General features: G+C 63.3%; 18 protein-coding genes. 10 read left to right on the plus strand and 8 right to left on the minus strand.

Going from position 1 to position 17,423, the window contains the following annotated elements:
• The first annotated feature begins 343 nt into the window (after positions 1-343).
• The 4 genes from AC0L2H_RS17125 (at position 344) to msrA (ending at position 3,880) form a co-directional block, all read left to right on the plus strand.
• Complete coding sequence (locus tag AC0L2H_RS17125) at positions 344-1,519, plus strand: TadE/TadG family type IV pilus assembly protein (RefSeq protein ID WP_473591300.1); 1,176 nt, start codon at positions 344-346, stop codon at positions 1,517-1,519.
• A 385-nt stretch (positions 1,520-1,904) separates the two neighbouring features.
• The gene (locus tag AC0L2H_RS17130; protein WP_473591301.1) at positions 1,905-2,603 is read left to right on the plus strand and encodes a DUF1223 domain-containing protein; all 699 of its coding nucleotides are present in this window, start codon (positions 1,905-1,907) and stop codon (positions 2,601-2,603) included.
• Between the two features lie 101 nt (positions 2,604-2,704).
• Positions 2,705-3,004 (plus strand): hypothetical protein, encoded by a 300-nt coding sequence (locus AC0L2H_RS17135; RefSeq protein ID WP_473591302.1) that lies wholly within the window; start codon positions 2,705-2,707, stop codon positions 3,002-3,004.
• Between the two features lie 147 nt (positions 3,005-3,151).
• Positions 3,152-3,880 (plus strand): peptide-methionine (S)-S-oxide reductase MsrA, encoded by a 729-nt coding sequence (gene msrA / locus AC0L2H_RS17140; RefSeq protein ID WP_473591303.1) that lies wholly within the window; start codon positions 3,152-3,154, stop codon positions 3,878-3,880.
• 307 nt (positions 3,881-4,187) lie between these two features.
• Here msrA and AC0L2H_RS17145 read toward each other — a convergent pair whose 3' ends face one another.
• Positions 4,188-5,192, minus strand: coding sequence for a cytochrome d ubiquinol oxidase subunit II (locus tag AC0L2H_RS17145; protein ID WP_473591304.1), 1,005 nt, complete (start codon positions 5,190-5,192; stop codon positions 4,188-4,190).
• A 10-nt stretch (positions 5,193-5,202) separates the two neighbouring features.
• On the minus strand, positions 5,203-6,564 hold the full coding sequence (locus AC0L2H_RS17150; protein ID WP_473591305.1) for a cytochrome ubiquinol oxidase subunit I: 1,362 nt from the start codon (positions 6,562-6,564) through the stop codon (positions 5,203-5,205).
• A 241-nt stretch (positions 6,565-6,805) separates the two neighbouring features.
• Between AC0L2H_RS17150 and AC0L2H_RS17155 the strand changes: the two genes are divergently transcribed.
• Positions 6,806-7,732, plus strand: coding sequence for an ABC transporter ATP-binding protein (locus AC0L2H_RS17155; protein ID WP_473591306.1), 927 nt, complete (start codon positions 6,806-6,808; stop codon positions 7,730-7,732).
• Positions 7,729-8,490 (plus strand): ABC transporter permease, encoded by a 762-nt coding sequence (locus AC0L2H_RS17160; protein ID WP_473591307.1) that lies wholly within the window; start codon positions 7,729-7,731, stop codon positions 8,488-8,490. The genes AC0L2H_RS17155 and AC0L2H_RS17160 overlap by 4 nt, the downstream gene beginning before the upstream one ends.
• A gap of 47 nt (positions 8,491-8,537) precedes the next feature.
• Here the strand turns inward: AC0L2H_RS17160 and AC0L2H_RS17165 are convergent, their stop codons facing one another.
• Positions 8,538-9,575 (minus strand): phosphatidylglycerol lysyltransferase domain-containing protein, encoded by a 1,038-nt coding sequence (locus tag AC0L2H_RS17165; protein ID WP_473591308.1) that lies wholly within the window; start codon positions 9,573-9,575, stop codon positions 8,538-8,540.
• 272 nt (positions 9,576-9,847) lie between these two features.
• Here AC0L2H_RS17165 and AC0L2H_RS17170 point away from each other — a divergent pair, with 272 nt between their 5' ends.
• Together AC0L2H_RS17170 and AC0L2H_RS17175 are read left to right on the plus strand one after the other, a co-directional pair.
• Entirely contained in the window at positions 9,848-10,339 is a 492-nt protein-coding gene (locus AC0L2H_RS17170) for a MarR family winged helix-turn-helix transcriptional regulator (RefSeq protein WP_473591611.1), read from the plus strand.
• Positions 10,336-11,031, plus strand: a complete 696-nt coding sequence (locus tag AC0L2H_RS17175) for a GNAT family N-acetyltransferase (protein ID WP_473591309.1) — start codon at positions 10,336-10,338, stop codon at positions 11,029-11,031. The genes AC0L2H_RS17170 and AC0L2H_RS17175 overlap by 4 nt, the downstream gene beginning before the upstream one ends.
• 88 nt (positions 11,032-11,119) lie before the next feature.
• On the opposite strand, the gene AC0L2H_RS17180 is transcribed toward AC0L2H_RS17175, so the two are convergent.
• Positions 11,120-13,123: a PhoX family protein gene (locus AC0L2H_RS17180; protein ID WP_473591310.1), complete on the minus strand. Its 2,004-nt coding sequence runs from the start codon at positions 13,121-13,123 to the stop codon at positions 11,120-11,122.
• A gap of 202 nt (positions 13,124-13,325) precedes the next feature.
• Here AC0L2H_RS17180 and AC0L2H_RS17185 point away from each other — a divergent pair, with 202 nt between their 5' ends.
• Positions 13,326-13,664: a hypothetical protein gene (locus AC0L2H_RS17185; protein ID WP_473591311.1), complete on the plus strand. Its 339-nt coding sequence runs from the start codon at positions 13,326-13,328 to the stop codon at positions 13,662-13,664.
• Positions 13,665-13,687: 23 nt separating this feature from the next.
• Positions 13,688-14,380, plus strand: a complete 693-nt coding sequence (locus tag AC0L2H_RS17190) for a phosphatase PAP2 family protein (RefSeq protein ID WP_473591312.1) — start codon at positions 13,688-13,690, stop codon at positions 14,378-14,380.
• Positions 14,381-14,462: 82 nt separating this feature from the next.
• Here AC0L2H_RS17190 and AC0L2H_RS17195 read toward each other — a convergent pair whose 3' ends face one another.
• From AC0L2H_RS17195 to AC0L2H_RS17210, 4 genes are all read right to left on the minus strand, one after another.
• Positions 14,463-14,900, minus strand: a complete 438-nt coding sequence (locus AC0L2H_RS17195) for a VOC family protein (protein WP_473591313.1) — start codon at positions 14,898-14,900, stop codon at positions 14,463-14,465.
• 202 nt (positions 14,901-15,102) lie between these two features.
• Positions 15,103-15,909 (minus strand): C40 family peptidase, encoded by an 807-nt coding sequence (locus tag AC0L2H_RS17200; RefSeq protein WP_473591314.1) that lies wholly within the window; start codon positions 15,907-15,909, stop codon positions 15,103-15,105.
• An 83-nt stretch (positions 15,910-15,992) separates the two neighbouring features.
• Positions 15,993-16,934: a CHAD domain-containing protein gene (locus AC0L2H_RS17205; protein WP_473591315.1), complete on the minus strand. Its 942-nt coding sequence runs from the start codon at positions 16,932-16,934 to the stop codon at positions 15,993-15,995.
• A complete protein-coding gene (locus AC0L2H_RS17210; RefSeq protein WP_473591316.1) occupies positions 16,931-17,404 on the minus strand; it encodes a CYTH domain-containing protein in 474 nt (157 codons plus the stop codon). The genes AC0L2H_RS17205 and AC0L2H_RS17210 overlap by 4 nt, the downstream gene beginning before the upstream one ends.
• Between the last annotated feature and the right edge of the window lie 19 nt (positions 17,405-17,423).

Consider the following 17,423-nt stretch of genomic DNA (forward strand, 5'->3'; position numbering starts at 1 on the left):
CATCCAATCTCCCCCCTTGCGGGGGAGATGTCCGGCAGGACAGAGGGGGGTGGGAAGGATCGCCGACTTGCGAATTGAGGCATTCCAACCTGAAACCATCAGAGGCTGTGCCACGATTTGGTTGATACGTTGGCGGGACAGCACCCCCCTCTGCCCTGCCGGGCATCTCCCCCGCAAGGGGGGAGATTGGCGGCTTCGGCGGCTGCGCCTACTCGGAAATGCAGGCGGGCGCAAACGCCAGAATGGCCGCGCAAGATCGTTAAACTTTGATCCACCGGATTAGAGCATAGTTTGCTTGCTGCGTGATAGCTAATGCACGTCATGCCCCTGGGGGAATAAAGAAATGCCATCCGCAGACCATTTTCTCAAGTCCGAGAACGGCTCCTTTGCGCCGCTTCTCGTTTTCCTGGCCGTTCCGATCGTCGCCGCCATAGGCTTTTCGGTCGACTATACATCGGCGATCTCGACCAGGTCGTCGATGCAGAACGCGCTCGACGCGGCGGCGCTGTCGATCACGACGCTGCCGACAACCACGTCAAAGACGGACCGTGAGGCGAGGATGCGGGAATCCTACGCGGCCAATAGCGGGCAAGGCACAGCGACGCTCGACAGCTTCGTCGTCGATAGCGACGGCACCGCCCATATCAATGCTTCGGCGAGCTTCCCCATGCCGACGACTTTCATGTCGATCGCCCGCATCGACAATGTGCAGGTCGGCGTCGCGTCGTCGGTGCGCAAGACGCCGGCCCTGATCGAAGCCACGTTCAACGTCGACCACGTTTCAGGCTACTGGAACAAGACGATGACCCTGTACGGCCTTCCGTTCGGGTGGACCTCCTCGACCCCAGCGACAGCGATGATGAAGGTCGACTATAAATACAAGCCGTATAGTTATTCCTATAAGAGCGGGAACAAGACTTATACCGCCAACGACCCGAAAGGTTACGGCACGACAACCATTTCCACTGTGTCGGGAACAACCGAGAAGCTGGTTCAGACCCAGCTGTGCACGACAGAAGGATCAAAAACCAATTTCACGCCCACCGCGGGCGTTTACAAAAGCAGCGCGGTAGCAAAAAGCGGAGGTACGAGCGGCTCCACCATCTATTTCAAGACGACGTGCGCGACCACGAATACCACCGGAAACAGCAATGGCGCAAAAATCGACGTGAGCATGATGGACAAGCTCTATCTGCAGATGAATGTGCCGTCCGGACCGGTCAACCCGCTCAAGTCCAACGATGACAAAACGTCGAACCGGCTCTACCTCGGCGCCGGGTACACGACCGATGCACAAAAGGCCCTGAACCCTTCCAAATACCTCCCCGTCGAGGTCAAGAACAACACGGTCGTCGATATCTTCGCCGCTGTGCCCTGCGGCGAGACCAGCGACCAGGCATGGGAAGACGGCGGCAACAATCCGCCACTGCCAGACGTTACGAACGCCGATTTCTTCTATACCGTGACCGGCAAGTGCGCCTTCAACCAGCGGCAGTCGGAGACGGTGCTTACGCAGTAAGGAGGCACGTCCTTACCTTCTCCCCTGTTGTGCAGGGCAATCGCAATAGATTCTTGCGAAGAGGACCCCCACCCTAACCCTCCCCACAAGGGGGAGGGAACGCTGCCGCGCGCCTTTACTTCGCTTCTTGGCGCCGAAAGAGAGACAATTTGCCGTGGTCAGCGCCAGCGGAAGTCTCCCTCCCCCTTGTGGGGAGGGTTAGGGGTGGGGGTCCATCGTAGAGCGAAAGCCTTGGCTTTTCAGCGGCGATTGCCCTGCCTTGTTGTGGGAGAAGGCAAGGCGCGCGCGATCACGAAGCGGTGAGCGCTGTAACGAAATCCGTGGCGACGACGAAGTGGGGATATGAGCGGCGCATCCAGGCGCCGCGCACCCACGGAGCAAGCCATTGTCGGGATCACAACGCAGAAAGCTCGTCGCCGGCGTGCTCGCCGCCTCGATATTGTCCTCGATCGGCGCGGCAGCCGCGCAGCCGCTCACCGTGGTCGAGCTGTTCACCAGCCAGGGCTGCTCGTCCTGCCCGCCGGCCAACGCCAACCTGATCAAGGTCAAGGACAAGCCCGGCGTGCTGGCGCTGTCCTTCAACGTTACCTACTGGGACTATCTCGGCTGGAAGGACATTTTCGGCAAAGAAGAATTCACCCAGCGCCAGGTCACCTACGAGCCTTCGCTCGGCCGTTCGGGCCCGTTCACACCGCAAGTCGTGGTCAATGGCAACACCGACGCGGTCGGCGCCGCACCCGGCGAGATCGAGCAGCTTATTTCGAGCAGCGGCCTCCCAAAGGGGCCGGCGCTGTCGCTTGACGGCGGCAGGATCAGCATCGGCGCCGGATCGGTGCCCGGCGGCAGGGCCGATGTCTGGCTGGTGCGCTACGCCAGCGGCGTCGTCGACGTGCCGGTGGCGCGCGGCGAAAACACCGGCCGCACGCTGCCGCACGCCAATGTCGTGCATTCGCTGACGAAACTGGGCAGCTGGACCGGCGACGCCAAGACGCTGGCGCTGCCCGCGCCATCCGGCGGCCTGAGCAGCGCGGTGCTGGTGCAGACGCCGGGCGGCGGGCCGATCCTCGCCGCGGCGACCAACTGAATCCGTCAGGACAAGATCACGCTCAACCAAGATTGCGCAACGCCGCAGGAGCGGCGCCGCAACTACCCGGCCTCAGTGCCATCAACCCCTAGGAGACCACCATGACCAATCGCCTGACCCTGCCGGCACTCGCTTTTGCGCTGTGCTCGACCGTGCTGTTCGCCGGAACAGCCGCACGCGCCGAAGATGCGATGAAGCCGGCCGATGCGATGGCCACCGATGCCATGAAGCCGGCAACGGATGCGATGAAACCCGCCGACCCGATGGCGACGAATGCCATGAAGCCGAAGACGGACGCCATGAAACCGGCCGACCCGATGGCCACGGATGCGATGAAGCCCGCCGACCCGATGGCAACGGACGCGATGAAGCCCGCCGACGCGATGGCGCCGGCCAAGTAGCGCCAGGCACTCCCTGTCCGGGCCGGGGTTCCCTGCCCGGGCAGGCTGGCGCGCACGGCCCCGCACGCACAGCCTCACGCACGGCAATGTGAAACCGCGGCGCATCGCGCTATCGTATAGTCAAACACCATCATGGGAGATCATGACATGTCCGCAAAATCAGCCGTGAACAGATCCTTTGCCAAAGGCGCGCTGGCGGCGCTGGTGCTTGCGGCGGCGGCCGCCGCCTTCTGGCAGACGCCGGCGATCTCGGCCGAGGAGGCGGTGGTGATCCCGCCGCCGGCAATGGACGAGAAAGCCGCCCCCGGCACCGAAAAGGCGGTCTTCGCCGGCGGCTGCTTCTGGGGCGTGCAGGGCGTGTTCCAGCACGTCAAGGGCGTGACTAGGGCCGTATCCGGCTATGCCGGCGGCGAAAAGGACACAGCCGTCTACGAGACGGTCGGCAGCGGCCGCACCGGGCACGCCGAATCCGTCGAGATCACCTACAAGCCGTCGGAGGTGACCTATGGCCAGCTGCTGCAGGTGTATTTCTCGGTCGCGCACAACCCGACGCAATTGAACTTCCAGGGTCCGGACAGCGGCACCCAGTACCGTTCGACGGTGTTTGCCGAAAACGACGCGCAGAAGAAAATCGCCGAGAGCTACATCGCCCAGCTCGACAAGGCCAAGGTGTTTCCAAAGCCGATCGTGACCACGCTGGAGACGGGCAAGACGTTCTACCCGGCCGAGGACTACCACCAAGACTTTCTGACGCTGAACCCGACCTATCCCTACATCGTCTACAACGACCTGCCCAAGGTCGAGAATCTGAAGTCGCTGTTCCCGCAGCTCTACAGCGACAAGCCGGTTCTGGTGATGGCGGCCAACAAGAGCTGAGGTTTTGCGGGATGGGTAATCTCCCCCCTTGAGGGGGAGATGGCCGGTAGGCCAGAGGGGGTTGGCGCGACCGGACGTTGCCTCCTGCGGCAGACCAAGGTTGGCGCTCCACGCGCGGCGACCCCCTCTGTCGCCTTCGGCGACATCTCCCCCTCGAGGGGGGAGATCAGCGGCGCCGACCTACGCCCCTTTTCCACGGCAGGCTCCAGCGCACCTTTTCCAGCGCCGCCCTGGCCCCGGCCGATGTCGGATCGGGCTCGCGATACTGCGCCTAGCCCCGCGGCGGGTAAGCGTGGGTGTTGTTGCTCTAGTCGTAGGTCAGGTCCGTCGCCTTGCCGCCGAAGACGCGATAGGCATAGAAGGAATAGAAGATGATGATCGGCAGCACGACCACCGTGCCGGCCAGGATGATGGCCAGGCTTTCCGGCGCGGAAGCCGCCTGCCAGATGGTCAGGCGATCGGGCACGACGAAGGGGTAGAACGACCAGGCGAGCCCGGCGAAACCGAGCGCGAAGATCGCCGCCAGGGTCAGGAACGGCGTCAACGCATGGCGGTCATCGGGCTTCGGCAGATGGAAGGTCTGGCGCCACAGCCAGGCAAACAGCACGGCCGACAGGATCGGCAGCGGCGACAGATAGAGCATCTCGGGCCAGACGAACCATTTGTCGAAGATGCGCGGGCTGGCGAAGGGAGTGGCCAGCGACACCGCCGCCATGCCAAGCGCCGCCAGCACGAGCGCGGTACGCAGCCACCGCACCGCCTTCCTCTGCAATTCGCCTTCGGTCTTGTAGATCAGCCAGGCCGCGCCCATCGCCGCATAGGCGGCGGCGAGGCAGAGCGCCACCAGCGCGCCGAAGGCCATGCCGCCCAAGCCGACATCGAGACCGAGCACATAGACGCCGAGCATATAGCCCTGCGCCAGCGAGGCGATGAGCGAGCCGATGAGGAAGATGCGGTTCCAGCGATGCTTCCTGCCGGCCGGCACCTTGGCGCGGAAATCGAAGGCAACGCCGCGCAGGATGAGGCCGAGCAGCAGCAGGAACACCGGAATGTAGAGCGCGGTGAGGATGGTGCCGTGCGCCAGCGGGAAGGCGACCAGCAAAAGGCCGACGGCCAGCACCAGCCAGGTCTCGTTGGCGTCCCAGAACGGGCCTATCGCGGCGATCATCGTGTCCTGCTCGGCATCCTCGGCGGCGGCGAACAGGATGCCGATGCCGAGGTCGAAGCCGTCGAGGATGACGTAGATCAGGATGGCGAGGCCCATCAGGCCGGCGAAGATGAGGGGCAGCAGGGTTGGCCAGTCGTAACTCATGGATCTCTCCCTACTCCTCGGCCGCCGGTTGCGACAGCGCCGCGTTCATGACGCCGGGCAGCGGCGAGGCATCGCCGTCCTTCGCTGCCTTCAGCGCCAGATGCACCAGCACGCCGAGATAGGCGATCAGAAGCAGCACATAGAGGACGAGATAGACGGCAAGCGTCAGCGCGACATGGCTGCCGGCGACCGGGCCGATCGCGTCGGCGGTCTTCAGCACGCCGGTGACCAGCCAGGGCTGGCGGCCGATCTCGGTGGTGTACCAACCGGCCAGTGTCGCCAGCCAGCCGGACAACGCCATCGGCACCATCAGCAGCGCCAGCGGTTTCGGCAGGCTGTGGTGGCGCTTGAGGAAGAAGGCCGCCGACCAGGAGACGATCAGCATCAGGATGCCGGTGCCGACCATGATGCGAAAACCCCAGAACACCGGGAAGACCGGCGGATGATTGCCGGGATAGTCGTTGAGGCCCGGCACCACGCCGCTGCTGCTGTGACGCAGGATCAGGCTGGCGCCGTCGGGGATGGCGAGCTCGAACCTGTTCTCCTTTGCCGCCTCGTCGGGAAGCGCGAACAGCACCAGCGGCACGTTGGGGCCGGTGTTCCAGTTGGCCTCCATGGCGGCGATCTTCTGCGGCTGATGCTCCAGCGTGTTCAGGCCATGCTGGTCGCCGGCGAAGATCTGGATGGGGATCAGGATGGCCGCGATGAAGACGCCGGTGCGCAATGCCTTCCACATCGATTCCGAACGGTCGCCATAGAGGTAGCGCAGCGCCGACAGGCCGGCGATCAGGAAGGAGACCGTCAGGCCGGAAGCCAACAGCATGTGGACCAGCCGGTAGGGCATGGACGGGTTGAAGACGATCGCCCACCAGTCGACGGCATGGGCGACGCCGTCGCGCATCTCGAAGCCGGCCGGCGTCTGCATCCAGGAATTGAGCGCGATGATCCAGAAGGCGGAGAAGGTGGTGCCGCCGGCCACAAGGACGGTCGCCAGCGTGTGGATGCGGTTGGAGACGCGGCGGAAGCCGAACAGCATGATGCCGAGGAAGGCCGCCTCGAGGAAAAAGGCGGTGAGGATCTCGTAGGCCAGCAACGGCCCGGCGATATTGCCAACGGTTTCCATGTAGCCCGGCCAGTTGGTGCCGAACTGGAAGCTCATGGTGACGCCGGAAACCACGCCCATGGCGAAGGAGAGCGCGAATACCTTCACCCAGGTGAAATAGGCGCGCATCCAGGCGGAATCGCCCGTTGCGTTGTAGCGCAGCTTGAAGAACAGCAGCACCCAGCCAAGTGCAATGGTGATCGCCGGAAACAAGATATGAAACGAAATATTCGCGCCGAACTGAATGCGCGACAAAATGAGCGGGTCCATGGTGGGCTCCGGCTGCTGCTTATGCCGGAAAGATAGGCCGGATACACTGAGCGGTCAAAGCGGCGTGGCGTCACGCGAGGCGGAACGCCGCAGCATTTTGCGCAAAGCGTCAGCGCATCGGTCGAGGCGATAGGGAATGAATGTCCAGAATTGTCAGGAGCGGCATTGACTTCCGGTTTCGCGCACCGACATTCAGCGGACTAAAATCAACAGTTCCCCTTTCAAGCAGCCGTTTTCAGCCATGCCCTCCATCATTTCCATTTCCGGGGTCACCAAGACCTACGCCACCGGCTTCAAGGCGCTGAAGGAGATCAACCTCGATATCGAGCGCGGCGAGATCTTTGCGCTGCTCGGGCCGAACGGCGCCGGCAAGACGACGCTGATCTCGATCGTCTGCGGTATCGTCAACCGCTCGTCGGGAACGATCACGGTGGACGGCCATGACATCACCCGGGACTATCGCGCGGCGCGCAGCCTGATCGGGCTGGTACCGCAGGAGCTGACCATCGACGCGTTCGAGAGCGTCTGGGCGACGGTCAATTACAGCCGCGGCCTGTTCGGCAAGCCGGCTAACCCGGCCTTCGTCGAAAAGGTGCTGCGCGATCTCTCGCTGTGGGACAAGAAGGACGCCAAGGCGATCACGCTGTCGGGCGGCATGAAGCGGCGGCTGATGATCGCCAAGGCGCTGTCGCATGAGCCGCGCGTTTTGTTCCTCGACGAGCCGACCGCCGGCGTCGACGTCGAGTTGCGCCAGGACATGTGGGCGATGGTGCGCCGGCTACGCGAGGACGGGGTCACCATCATCCTGACCACGCACTATATCGAGGAGGCCGAAGCGATGGCCGACCGTGTCGGCGTCATCAATCGCGGCGAGATCGTGCTGGTCGACGGCAAGGCCGAACTGATGCGCAAACTCGGCCGCAAAAGGCTGGTGCTGGAATTGCGCGCGCCACTGGCCAGCATACCCGAAACGTTTTCGCGCTATGCGCTGGAGCTTTCGCCGGACGGCGGACAGTTGACCTATACCTATGACAACCAGAGCGAGCGCCCGGGCGTCGCCTCGCTGCTCCGCGATCTAGAAGCGGCCGGCATCCAGTTCCGCGACATCGACACGCAAAACAGCTCGCTCGAGGAGATCTTCGTCAATCTTCTGAGGCAAGACTCATGAATTTGCGAGCAGTCTGGGCGATCTACAAGATGGAGATGGCGCGCGCCTTTCGGACCGTGCTGCAGAGCATCGTCTCGCCGGTGATCTCGACATCGCTCTATTTCGTCGTCTTCGGCTCGGCCATCGGCTCGCGCATCACCGAGATCGATGGCATCAGCTACGGCGCCTTCATCGTGCCGGGGCTGATCATGCTGTCGCTCCTGACGCAGTCGATCTCCAATGCCTCCTTCGCCATCTATTTCCCGAAGTTCGTCGGTTCGATCTACGAATTGCTGTCGGCGCCGGTGTCCTATCTGGAGATCGTCATCGCCTATGTCGGGGGTGCGGCGACCAAGTCGATCATACTCGGCCTGATCATCTTGGCGACCGCGTCGCTGTTCGTGCCGCTGACCATCGAGCATCCGTTCTGGATGCTCGCCTTCCTGGTGCTGACGGCGGTGACCTTCAGCCTGTTCGGCTTCATCATCGGCATCTGGTCCAAGAGCTTCGAGCAGCTGCAGCTGGTGCCGCTGCTGATCATCACGCCGCTGACCTTCCTTGGCGGCAGCTTCTATTCGATCGACATGCTGCCAGGCATCTGGCGCACGGTGACGCTGTTCAACCCTGTCCTCTATCTGGTTAGCGGCTTTCGCTGGAGTTTCTACGGCAAGTCGGACGTATCGATCGGCATCAGCCTCGGCATGACGGTGGTGTTCCTGCTCATCTGCATAGCGATCGTCGCCTGGATCTTCAGGACCGGCTACCGGCTGCGGAACTGACGGATTGGCTGAGGGCAATCGCCGCCTTCACCGAACCCAAGTCCTGCTCAAATCGCCTTGATCAGGCGCAGCAACCCCAGCATCTCGACAAAGGTCCCCTTGCGGAAGGCGACATAGGTCGGCTCCTCGATGCCATGGAAACGGCGCTTGAAGGCAGCCTGCCCCTGCAGGTTGAACCTGCTGCGATTGATCCACGGGGATTCATAGGCGCGCTGGAAGGTGTTGCGCCAGAAGTCGCTTTCGGCAAAGCCGCTCGGTCCGATATCGACAAGCGGCGACAGGCCGAGCGTGACGACGGAAATGCCCTCCTCGCGAAAACGGTCGACGGCGAATTTGGTCAGGCCGATCTCCGCATGCGGTGTGGCTGTGACATGCTTGCGCTTGAACGCGGTGGTGTAACCGATCACCTTGCCGCCGCTGAACAGAGGATCGAAGTCGAGCAAGGCGACGAGCTCGCCGTCAGGGCCATGGAGGACGAAGCGGCGCATGTCGACGCCGAGCTGGTCGCTGAAGGGGCGGTTGAGGAAGCCCATTTCCCAGCGCTTGACGATGCGGTCGGCCCGCCAGTTCTGCGACAGCCGCTGGATTTCGTCGAGAAAGACGGTGCGCTTGTCCTCGTCGAGGGAAAACCCCTTCTTCAACAGCCAGCGCTCGGAATAGCGCACGGTTTCGTTGCGCTTTCCGGAAAAGTCATGCGCCGGCAGGACCAGCCGTGTGTCGATGCCGAGACGATTGACCTGGTAGCCGAGCCCGGCCAGCACGCGCGCCGTCTCCTCGCCGATCTGCACGAACCAGGGGCTGCCGGCGGCCTCGACGAAGCGCCTGATATAATCGGGCCGAGCGGGGGGATGAACCACCGGGTCGCCGAGCGCGAAATGATGCTTCATCTTGGTGCCGAAGGCTATGTAGCCGTCGGCGTCGCCGAAATAGGACAGCTTTTGCTGGACGGCGGTCGAATAGGCGAGCGAAAAATCGCCATGCCGGCGCACCAGTGCCAGGCGCTCGCCATGCGTCAGTTCCCGCCGCTTGACCTTGGGTGCTGCGTCCTCCAACAGGCGGTCGAAATGAATGCGCAAGGAGGGCATGGTCGAGGTCCGCGTGCCGCTTTGGTAATGGAGGCCAGCCCACGGCCTCGAATCAGTCGCCTTGGTGCGATTGATTACCGATCATATCGCGCAAGCGCCATATAGGGTGCAATCGGCGCCGATTGAAGGGGAACCTCCGCCAAATGGCGGCGAGTGGCTGCCGCCCCGTTCCCGGGAGCGATCCGCCGGATCGGGTAGCGCCTTGCCCCTGACCTTTGACTTTCCATATAGTGTTATATATCATGTTATCGTTCAGCATGGATGCGTTGATTATGGAAGACGTCATACGATCTCTTGGCTTCCTCTGCCTGGGCAGCAGGTTGAAGCGTATAGGCGAGCAATTGCAGGCGGATACGCAGCGAGTGCTCGATCGCCTGGAGGTCCCGGTCCAGACGAGCCAGTATCCGCTCCTGGCCGCGCTCGACAGGCTGGGCCCGCTGTCCGTTGGTGAACTGGCACAGGCTCTTGGCATTGCGCAGCCGGGCATCACGCGAAGCGTGGCGCTTCTGGCCGAACTGGGATTGATCGAAGTCAGCCAGTCAAACAGCGACCAGCGGCGCAGGATTGTCTCGCTCACCCGGACCGGCCGACGGCTTGTCGATGTTGCCAAACGCGACGTCTGGCCGCGCATCGAGAAAGCCGTCGCTGATTTGTGCGCGGACCTTTCAGGGCCGCTTCTCGATCAGCTGGCCGCAATCGAGGAGGGTCTCGCCGCGGCTGCCATCGACCGTCGTGTGCAAAAAGCCATGGATGCCGTGCCATGAACCATGTCCTCGATCGTCCCATCTGGAGCGCGCTTGCGACGCGACATCAGGCCTTTGCGCAAGGTGACAGCCTCGCCAAGCGATATCTGCCGTCGATCGTTCCCTTTGCCGCAACCGCAGCGGACGACGCGGAAAGCCTGCTGGCGCTGAGCAGGCTTGTTCGCCCGCGCGAAAGCGCCATCCTCGTCCAGGCTGACGCAATCACCTTGCCCGCGGAGCTTTCCGCGACATCGACCGCATCTTTGGTGCAGATGATTGCCGAACAGCCGGTGCGGACCGTGGCCGACGAGCGGGTGCAACGACTGACGCAAGACGATGCGGCCGAGATGCTCGCCCTGGCGACAATCACCAAGCCCGGCCCATTCACGCTGGAGGCGCCGAGCCTCGGCGATTTCTGGGGCGTGAAGATCGAAGGCAGACTTGCGGCGATGGCCGGCGAACGCATGAAACAGCCTGGCCATACCGAACTCAGCGGCGTGTGCTCGCATCCGGATTTTCGCGGCCGCGGCCTGGGCAGGCTGTTGTCCCAGTTCGTGACAAAGCGGATCATGGCGCGCGGCGAAATTCCCTATCTCCACGCCTACGCCACCAACGTCGCAGCCATAACACTGTACGAGTCCATCGGCTTCCGGTTGAGAACCAGGATGAATATGGCCGTGGTTCAGCACACCGACCAGGTGGTCGGCGCATAAAGGCGGATGCGTTCCGCGCAAGGCTGCAGGAAGGATTTCGTATTGCAGAAATCCTTCCTTGAGTAGGCAAGCAAAGCCTGGTCGCGCGTCAGACCGCGATCTTGCCGCCGCCCTGCCTGGTGATGGCGACGACCGATGGCCGCACCGGCATGTCAGGCTTGAAGTCGGGCCAGCGGGTGGACAGGTCCTCATAATAGGACGGGCGGCCGAAAGGCTCCCAGTCCTCGCCGCCGTCGGCAGGATGCTGGACGGCGACGAAGGCGGTCTGGTCGTCCGGCGTGAATAGCGGGCCGCACATTTCGGCGCCGATCGGCACGCGGAAGAACAGTTTCGAGGTCGCCCGCGCCGCGCCTTCGGTGTCGACCGCCCACAAGCCATCGGTGCGGCCGGTGGCTTTCGGGCCCTGGCCGTCGGTGGCGACCCAAAGGCGGCCGGCGGAATCGACCGCGCAATTGTCCGGCATGCCGAACCAGCCATTGGCCGTGGTCGCGGTCGAGAAGGTGGCGCCGACTTCGGCCACCGAGGGATCGCCGCATTTCAGCAGCACTTCCCACTTGCCCTTGGTGGCGGTGAAGTCGTCGCCGTCCTCCGATATCTCGATGATGTGGCCGAAGGCATTTTCGGCGCGTGGGTTGGCGGCGTCGACCTGGTCGGCCTTGCGCTTGGAATTGTTAGTCAGCATGACATAGACCTTGCCATTGGCGGCATTGGGCTGGATGTCCTCGGGGCGGTCCATCTTGGTGGCGCCGAGCAGGTCGGCGGCGCGACGCGTCTCGATCAGCACGTCGGCCTGGCTGGCAAAGCCGTTCTCGGCGGTCAGCGGTCCCTGGCCAAAGACGACCGGCAGCCATTCGACCGAACCGTCCTCGGCGAATTTGGCGACGTGGAGCGTGCCGTCGTCGAGCAGGTCCATGTTGGCGGCGCGGTCGTTCGGGTTGAACGTGCCCGTGGTGACGAATTTATAGACGTAATCGAAGCGCTCGTCGTCACCGAGATAGAAAACGACGCGACCATCCTTGGCGACGATGGATTCGGCGCCCTCGTGCTTGAAGCGGCCCATGGCGGTGCGCTTCTTCGGCGTCGAGGTCGGATCGTTGACGTCGACCTCGACGATCCAGCCAAAACGATTCGGCTCGTTCGGCTCCTTGCCGAGATCGAAACGGTCGTAATGCGCCGCCCATTCATAGGCGCCTTCGGGAATGGCCAAGCGCTTGTAGTTGGCGGCTTCCTTGTGGCCTTCCGGAAGTTCGCCCGAGAAATAGCCATGGATGTTTTCCTCGGCCATGACATAGGTGCCCCAGGGCGTCACGCCGCCGGCGCAGTTGTTGACGGTGCCGATCACTTTCGTGCCGGTCGGGTCGGCGCTGGTCTTGACGCGGTCGTTGCCGGCGACCGGACCGGACAGCTGCATCTCGGTGTTGGAGGTGATGCGGCGGTTGAGCTTGCCGTCGCGCACCACTTGCCATTTGCCCGCTTGCTTGCGGATTTCGACGACGGTGCCGCCATGCGCGGCCATCTCGACATCGACCTGCTCCTTGCCAAGGGGGGCGACTTCGAGCTCTTTCTTGCCGTCCTTTTCGACGACTTTGACGATGCCGGGGAACATCAGATGCGAATTGGTGTATTCGTGGTTGACCACCAGCAGGCCGTGCTCGGCCGAGCCGTCGATCGGGATATAGCCGACATAGTCGTTGTTGTAGCCGAACTGCCTTGCCTGGGCCTCGGCCGACTGCTTGGTCGGGTCGAAGTCCGGCGAATCGGCAAACAGCGGATCGCCCCAGCGCAGCAGCACGTCGGCGTCGTAACCGGGCGCCACGTGATGCTTGTCGTCGACGCCGGCTTCAAGCTCGTCGAAGGTGAAGGCCGAGCCTTCGCCGGCGCGGGCATTGTCGGCGGTGATCAGCGCCAGCGGGCTGACGGTGGCGGCAATGGCCGAGACGGCCAGTGATCCCCTAAGGAAGCCACGGCGCGAAAACCGCGCGGCGATGATCTCGCCCATGGTGCGGTTGTCGGTGAGATTGGTGGCCGGGCCGTCGTTTTCCTCGAGCAGGCTGGTGCGGAATCGGGTGTCGGGGGCGCGATGTTCGGTCATGGATTGCCTCTGGCTTCCTGGGATGGCTGGAGCATTCTACCTGATCGACCCCGTATAGGCGGCAGATCACAGGATGATGACGCGCCGGCTAATTTCCACTCCGATTCTCGTGTGCCCTGTCAGCCCGGCTTGACCGCGGCCGCTGCTTCGGAAACAAGGTCTGCGACACGCGCGGGAAGGACCGCATCCAAGGGGACGGGAATTGAGTTTCTGGGGACTGGTGCAGCTCGGCATTTCAACGTTGATCTTCCTGCTGGCGGCGGCAGCGGCCAAGCAATGGGGGCTGGCGCCAAGCTTCGGCAAGATCGTTCTGACGCTCGTGCTCTATTCGCTTGGCAATCTGGTGATGCTGAGGCTGGTCCGCGAGTTCGGCATGTCTGTGTCGTTCAGCCTGTCGGCTGTCATCCAGCTGGTGTCGGTAAACGTGGTGGCGCTGGCCTTCTTCGGCGAGCAGTTGAACACCTTGCAGGCGACCGGCGTCGTGCTCGCCATCGCAGCGGTGGCGCTGATCACGCTCGGGCCCTATCTGCAAAGGCTGTAGTTGGATTGCGGACGACAGGCGCGATGAAGCACTCGCTGCTCAACTGGATCGAATTCCCGGTGCTGCTGGCCGGCGTGATCATTGCCGGAGGGCTGTGGGGGTTCGAGGAATTGATGGAAATGGCGCGCGCCACCACGCCGCACGCCTTCGACACCGAAATCCTGCTCGCCTTCCGCGAAGCGGGCCAGCCCGACAATCCGATCGGTCCGGCATGGCTGGAAGGAGCGATGCGCGACATCACCAGCCTCGGCAGCTCCAGCGTTCTGGTGCTGATCACGGCAGCGGTGATCGTCTATCTGCTGCTGAACCGCCAGTCTGGAACGGCGCTGCTCATATTCGTGGCGGTGGCGGGCGGGCAGTTGCTGTCGAGCCTGCTGAAGGTCGGGGTCGACCGGCCCCGCCCCGAACTGGTTTCGCACCTCGTCAATGAGACCTCGCTGTCGTTCCCGAGCGGCCACGCCATGCTGTCGGCGGTGACCTATCTCACGCTCGGCTCGCTGGCGTCTCGCTTCCTTCATGGGCGGGTGACGAAGACCTATGTGCTTGGCCTCGCGGTGCTGACGACTGTGCTGGTCGGCATCAGCCGCGTCTATCTCGGCGTTCACTGGCCGTCGGACGTGCTGGCCGGCTGGTGCGCCGGCTTCGCCTGGGCAATGCTGTGCTGGCTGGCGGCGCGCTTCCTGCAGCAGCGCAAAGTGATGACCGATGATGAGTGATCGGGCGGTGGCTCGCCAGGTTTGAGCGAGGCCTTGATGTTCCTCTATCTCAGCGAGCTTGAGGAGCTGGGCCTCGTCGCGCTCAGCCGAGTTCTTGGGCGAGTCCTATGAGAAGCCCTTCAGGCGCACGGACGTAGCAGAGCCGATATATGTCTTTATACTCGACCACTTCGCCTACGAGCTGCGCGCCGCGCGTGCGGAGCCTTTCAAGCGTCCGGTCGATATCGTCCACGGTGAACATGACGCGGAGGTAGCCAAGGGCGTTGACCGGGGCGTTCCGGTGATCCGCGACGACAGGCGGCGTGAGGAAGCGGGAGAGCTCGAGCCGGCTGTGGCCGTCCGGTGTGCGCATCATGGCAATCTCGACATGCTGATCGCCCAGTCCAGTGACACGTCCGGCCCATTCTCCTTCGATCGTGGCCCGCCCTTCGAGCTCGAGGCCGAGTTCGCGAAAGAAATCAATCGTCGCTTCGAGGTCTTCGACGACGATTCCTACGTTGTCCATCCGCTTGAGCGCCATGTTTGCAATCTCCAACGTGTCGTTGCAATCTAATAAAAGGTGTCGCCTACGCCCCCCAACGCCGATGGCTGATGACATATGGACGCGCGATCGTGTCCACATGGCAGCATCCAGGCCCGGTTCACTGCTATCCACATCAAAGCTTGAATGATGGATCACCTCAAACCGCTGCCCCGCTTTCAAACGGTCTCTTGGACGGCTGCTACTCCGTAACTTTCGTTTCCGGGTAGGCAGCCTTGTCGTCCCAGACCATATCCCGGTAGTCGAACCCGTATTCCAGCGTCGGCTTGACGATGCGGAAATAGGGCGACAGGTCGAAGTCGCGTGGCGTGTACAGCGAATGGTGGCGGATGTGCAGGATTTCCTTGCGCATGTAGCTCGACTGCGCCGAGGCGCGGCCGGGCGCGCGGGTGACCTCGGGCAGGATCGGATAGCGGATCTGGCCATAGGCCTCGGCGATCAGCGTCGAGCAGATGGCCCGCGTCGGATCGCCGGAGCCGAAAGCCAGCATGCGGCGGCGCCAGCGCACCGGCACCGGCGGCGTCGGCAGGAAATAGCGTAGCATGTCGAAGATGTTCTTCAGATCGTATCTGAGGCCGAGCTTGCCGATCATGAAGGCTACGACCTTGTCGCGATCCTCCGGCGCCAGCCCGCTCGCCCGGCAGATACGGGTGTTGTAGGTGCGGTAGCGCGACAGCGGCACGGCGACGCAGCCCTCGCCGAGCGTGACCTCGATCAGGCGGCGCCGTTCCGATCCGTCCGCCGGTTTTGGCAAGGCATCGCCGACATAGAAGGCCGCATGCGACCAGGTCGACTGGGTCAGGTACTTGATCGCCGCCGAAATCTTCTGATTGCCCTCGATGAGCAGGATGTCGCCGGGCTCAAGCGTGCGGCGCAGCGTTTCGGCGTCCGACGGCGTGTAGGGCTCATAGCCGGAGGATTCCTCCTGCAGCCGGCCGGCAAGCCAGCGGCCAAGTCGGTCCAGAAACGTATCGCCGGGCTCGGTCATGGTGGATGGCGATTAGCATGGGCAGGCCGCCTCGGGCAAAGGATGATCGAAGTCGGCGCTACAAACCTGAAGCGATTGCTCTGTCAGCCGCCGGGCGCGGCAACGTCTTTCTGCGGCGCTCCGGCCAGATCCTCGCGCACCTTGCGGGCAAGTTTCCTGGTCGAGCGCTTGGGGCTGTCGCCGAACAGCTCGGTCGCCTCGGCAAGACAGGTCTTTCTCAGGCTTTTTTCCGAGCGTTTCAGAAGCTTGCCCAAGAGCCGCGTTTCCTGGCGAGAGCCAAGCGGCTGGTCGTCGGCATCGAGAAGCGCGCGCATGACGAAGACGTCGTGCAGCTCGCCCAGCCGCTCACCCAATCCGTCGACCGCCTTGCGCCGCGCCTTGATCGGCGTCGGCCACAGCCTGCCAAGCAGCGACAAATGCATGCCGTGGGTCTTGGCTGCCTTGCGCAGGTCGTGGAAATCGTCGGCTTCGCCGCGCGAGCCTGCCTTGTCCAGCGCCTTCCTGGCGCGGCGCAAGGTGGCGCGGGCGCCCTCGGCAAGCACATCGGCTGCCTGCTCCGGCTGGTCGGGCAAGACAAGGCTTTCGACCCGGTTGATGCCTTCCTGGCAAGCCGCGGTCGCGGCACCCACCGCTGCGCTAAGCCCAGCGCCGCCATGCAATTCCCGCTGGCGGGCGACAAGCCTGTCGCGGACGTCATCGAGACCGCCGCCGGCGGTCTGTTCGGGAAAGCTTGCCGCCAGCCGGTCGATGGTCTCGACCAGCGCGGTCGCCTCGCGTGGGCCTGACAGCAGAGCCGACACCTGGCGATAGCACTGGTTCTCGGTCTGACAGAATGTTTCGTCTCCGGAACGGACTAGGCGCAGCAAGGCCCGGACGCTTTTGAGCCGTTTGCGGCACTTGTGCAGCGCCTGCTCCGGCCTTTCATGCGCAGTGTTTAGATGGATGAGTGCCTTGCCGATTTCCTCGACGAGAATCCGCCTGACCTCGCCGGTCAGCGGCAGGCGTGGATCAATGCGAAAGCTCATGCCGCGATCTCCGGGAGCCCCCCAAGGGCGAGCGACGCGTTGTAAAAACCCTGCTCGCCGGTGACTTCGCGGCCGAGCCAGTCTGGCAGCATCTCGTCCGGCACATCCTCCGGCGTCTCGAGTTCGGCAACCACCAGCCCCGCCAGCATCCCGCCGAAAACATCAACTTCATAGAGATAGCCGCGATGCCTAACATGGTGGCGTGTCTTCTCGATGACACGTCCGATGGCGAAGGCCAGCATCTCCTCCGCTTCGGCCAAGGGGATCGGAAATTCGAATTCATCACGCTCGCGGGCCTGCGTGCCGAATTTGAGCGTCAGCTTTGCCGAGGCATTGTCGCTGATGCGCACACGCACCGTGCGGCCCGGCGCTGCGGCAAGGTAGAACTGACGAATGCGGATATCCGCCTCGGCCAGATCCCGCCACTGGGAACCGGAGACCAGGAACTTGCGTTCGACTTCCTTGACCATGGGTGGGCACTAAAGCGTG

This window comes from Mesorhizobium sp. WSM4871, assembly GCF_055811295.1.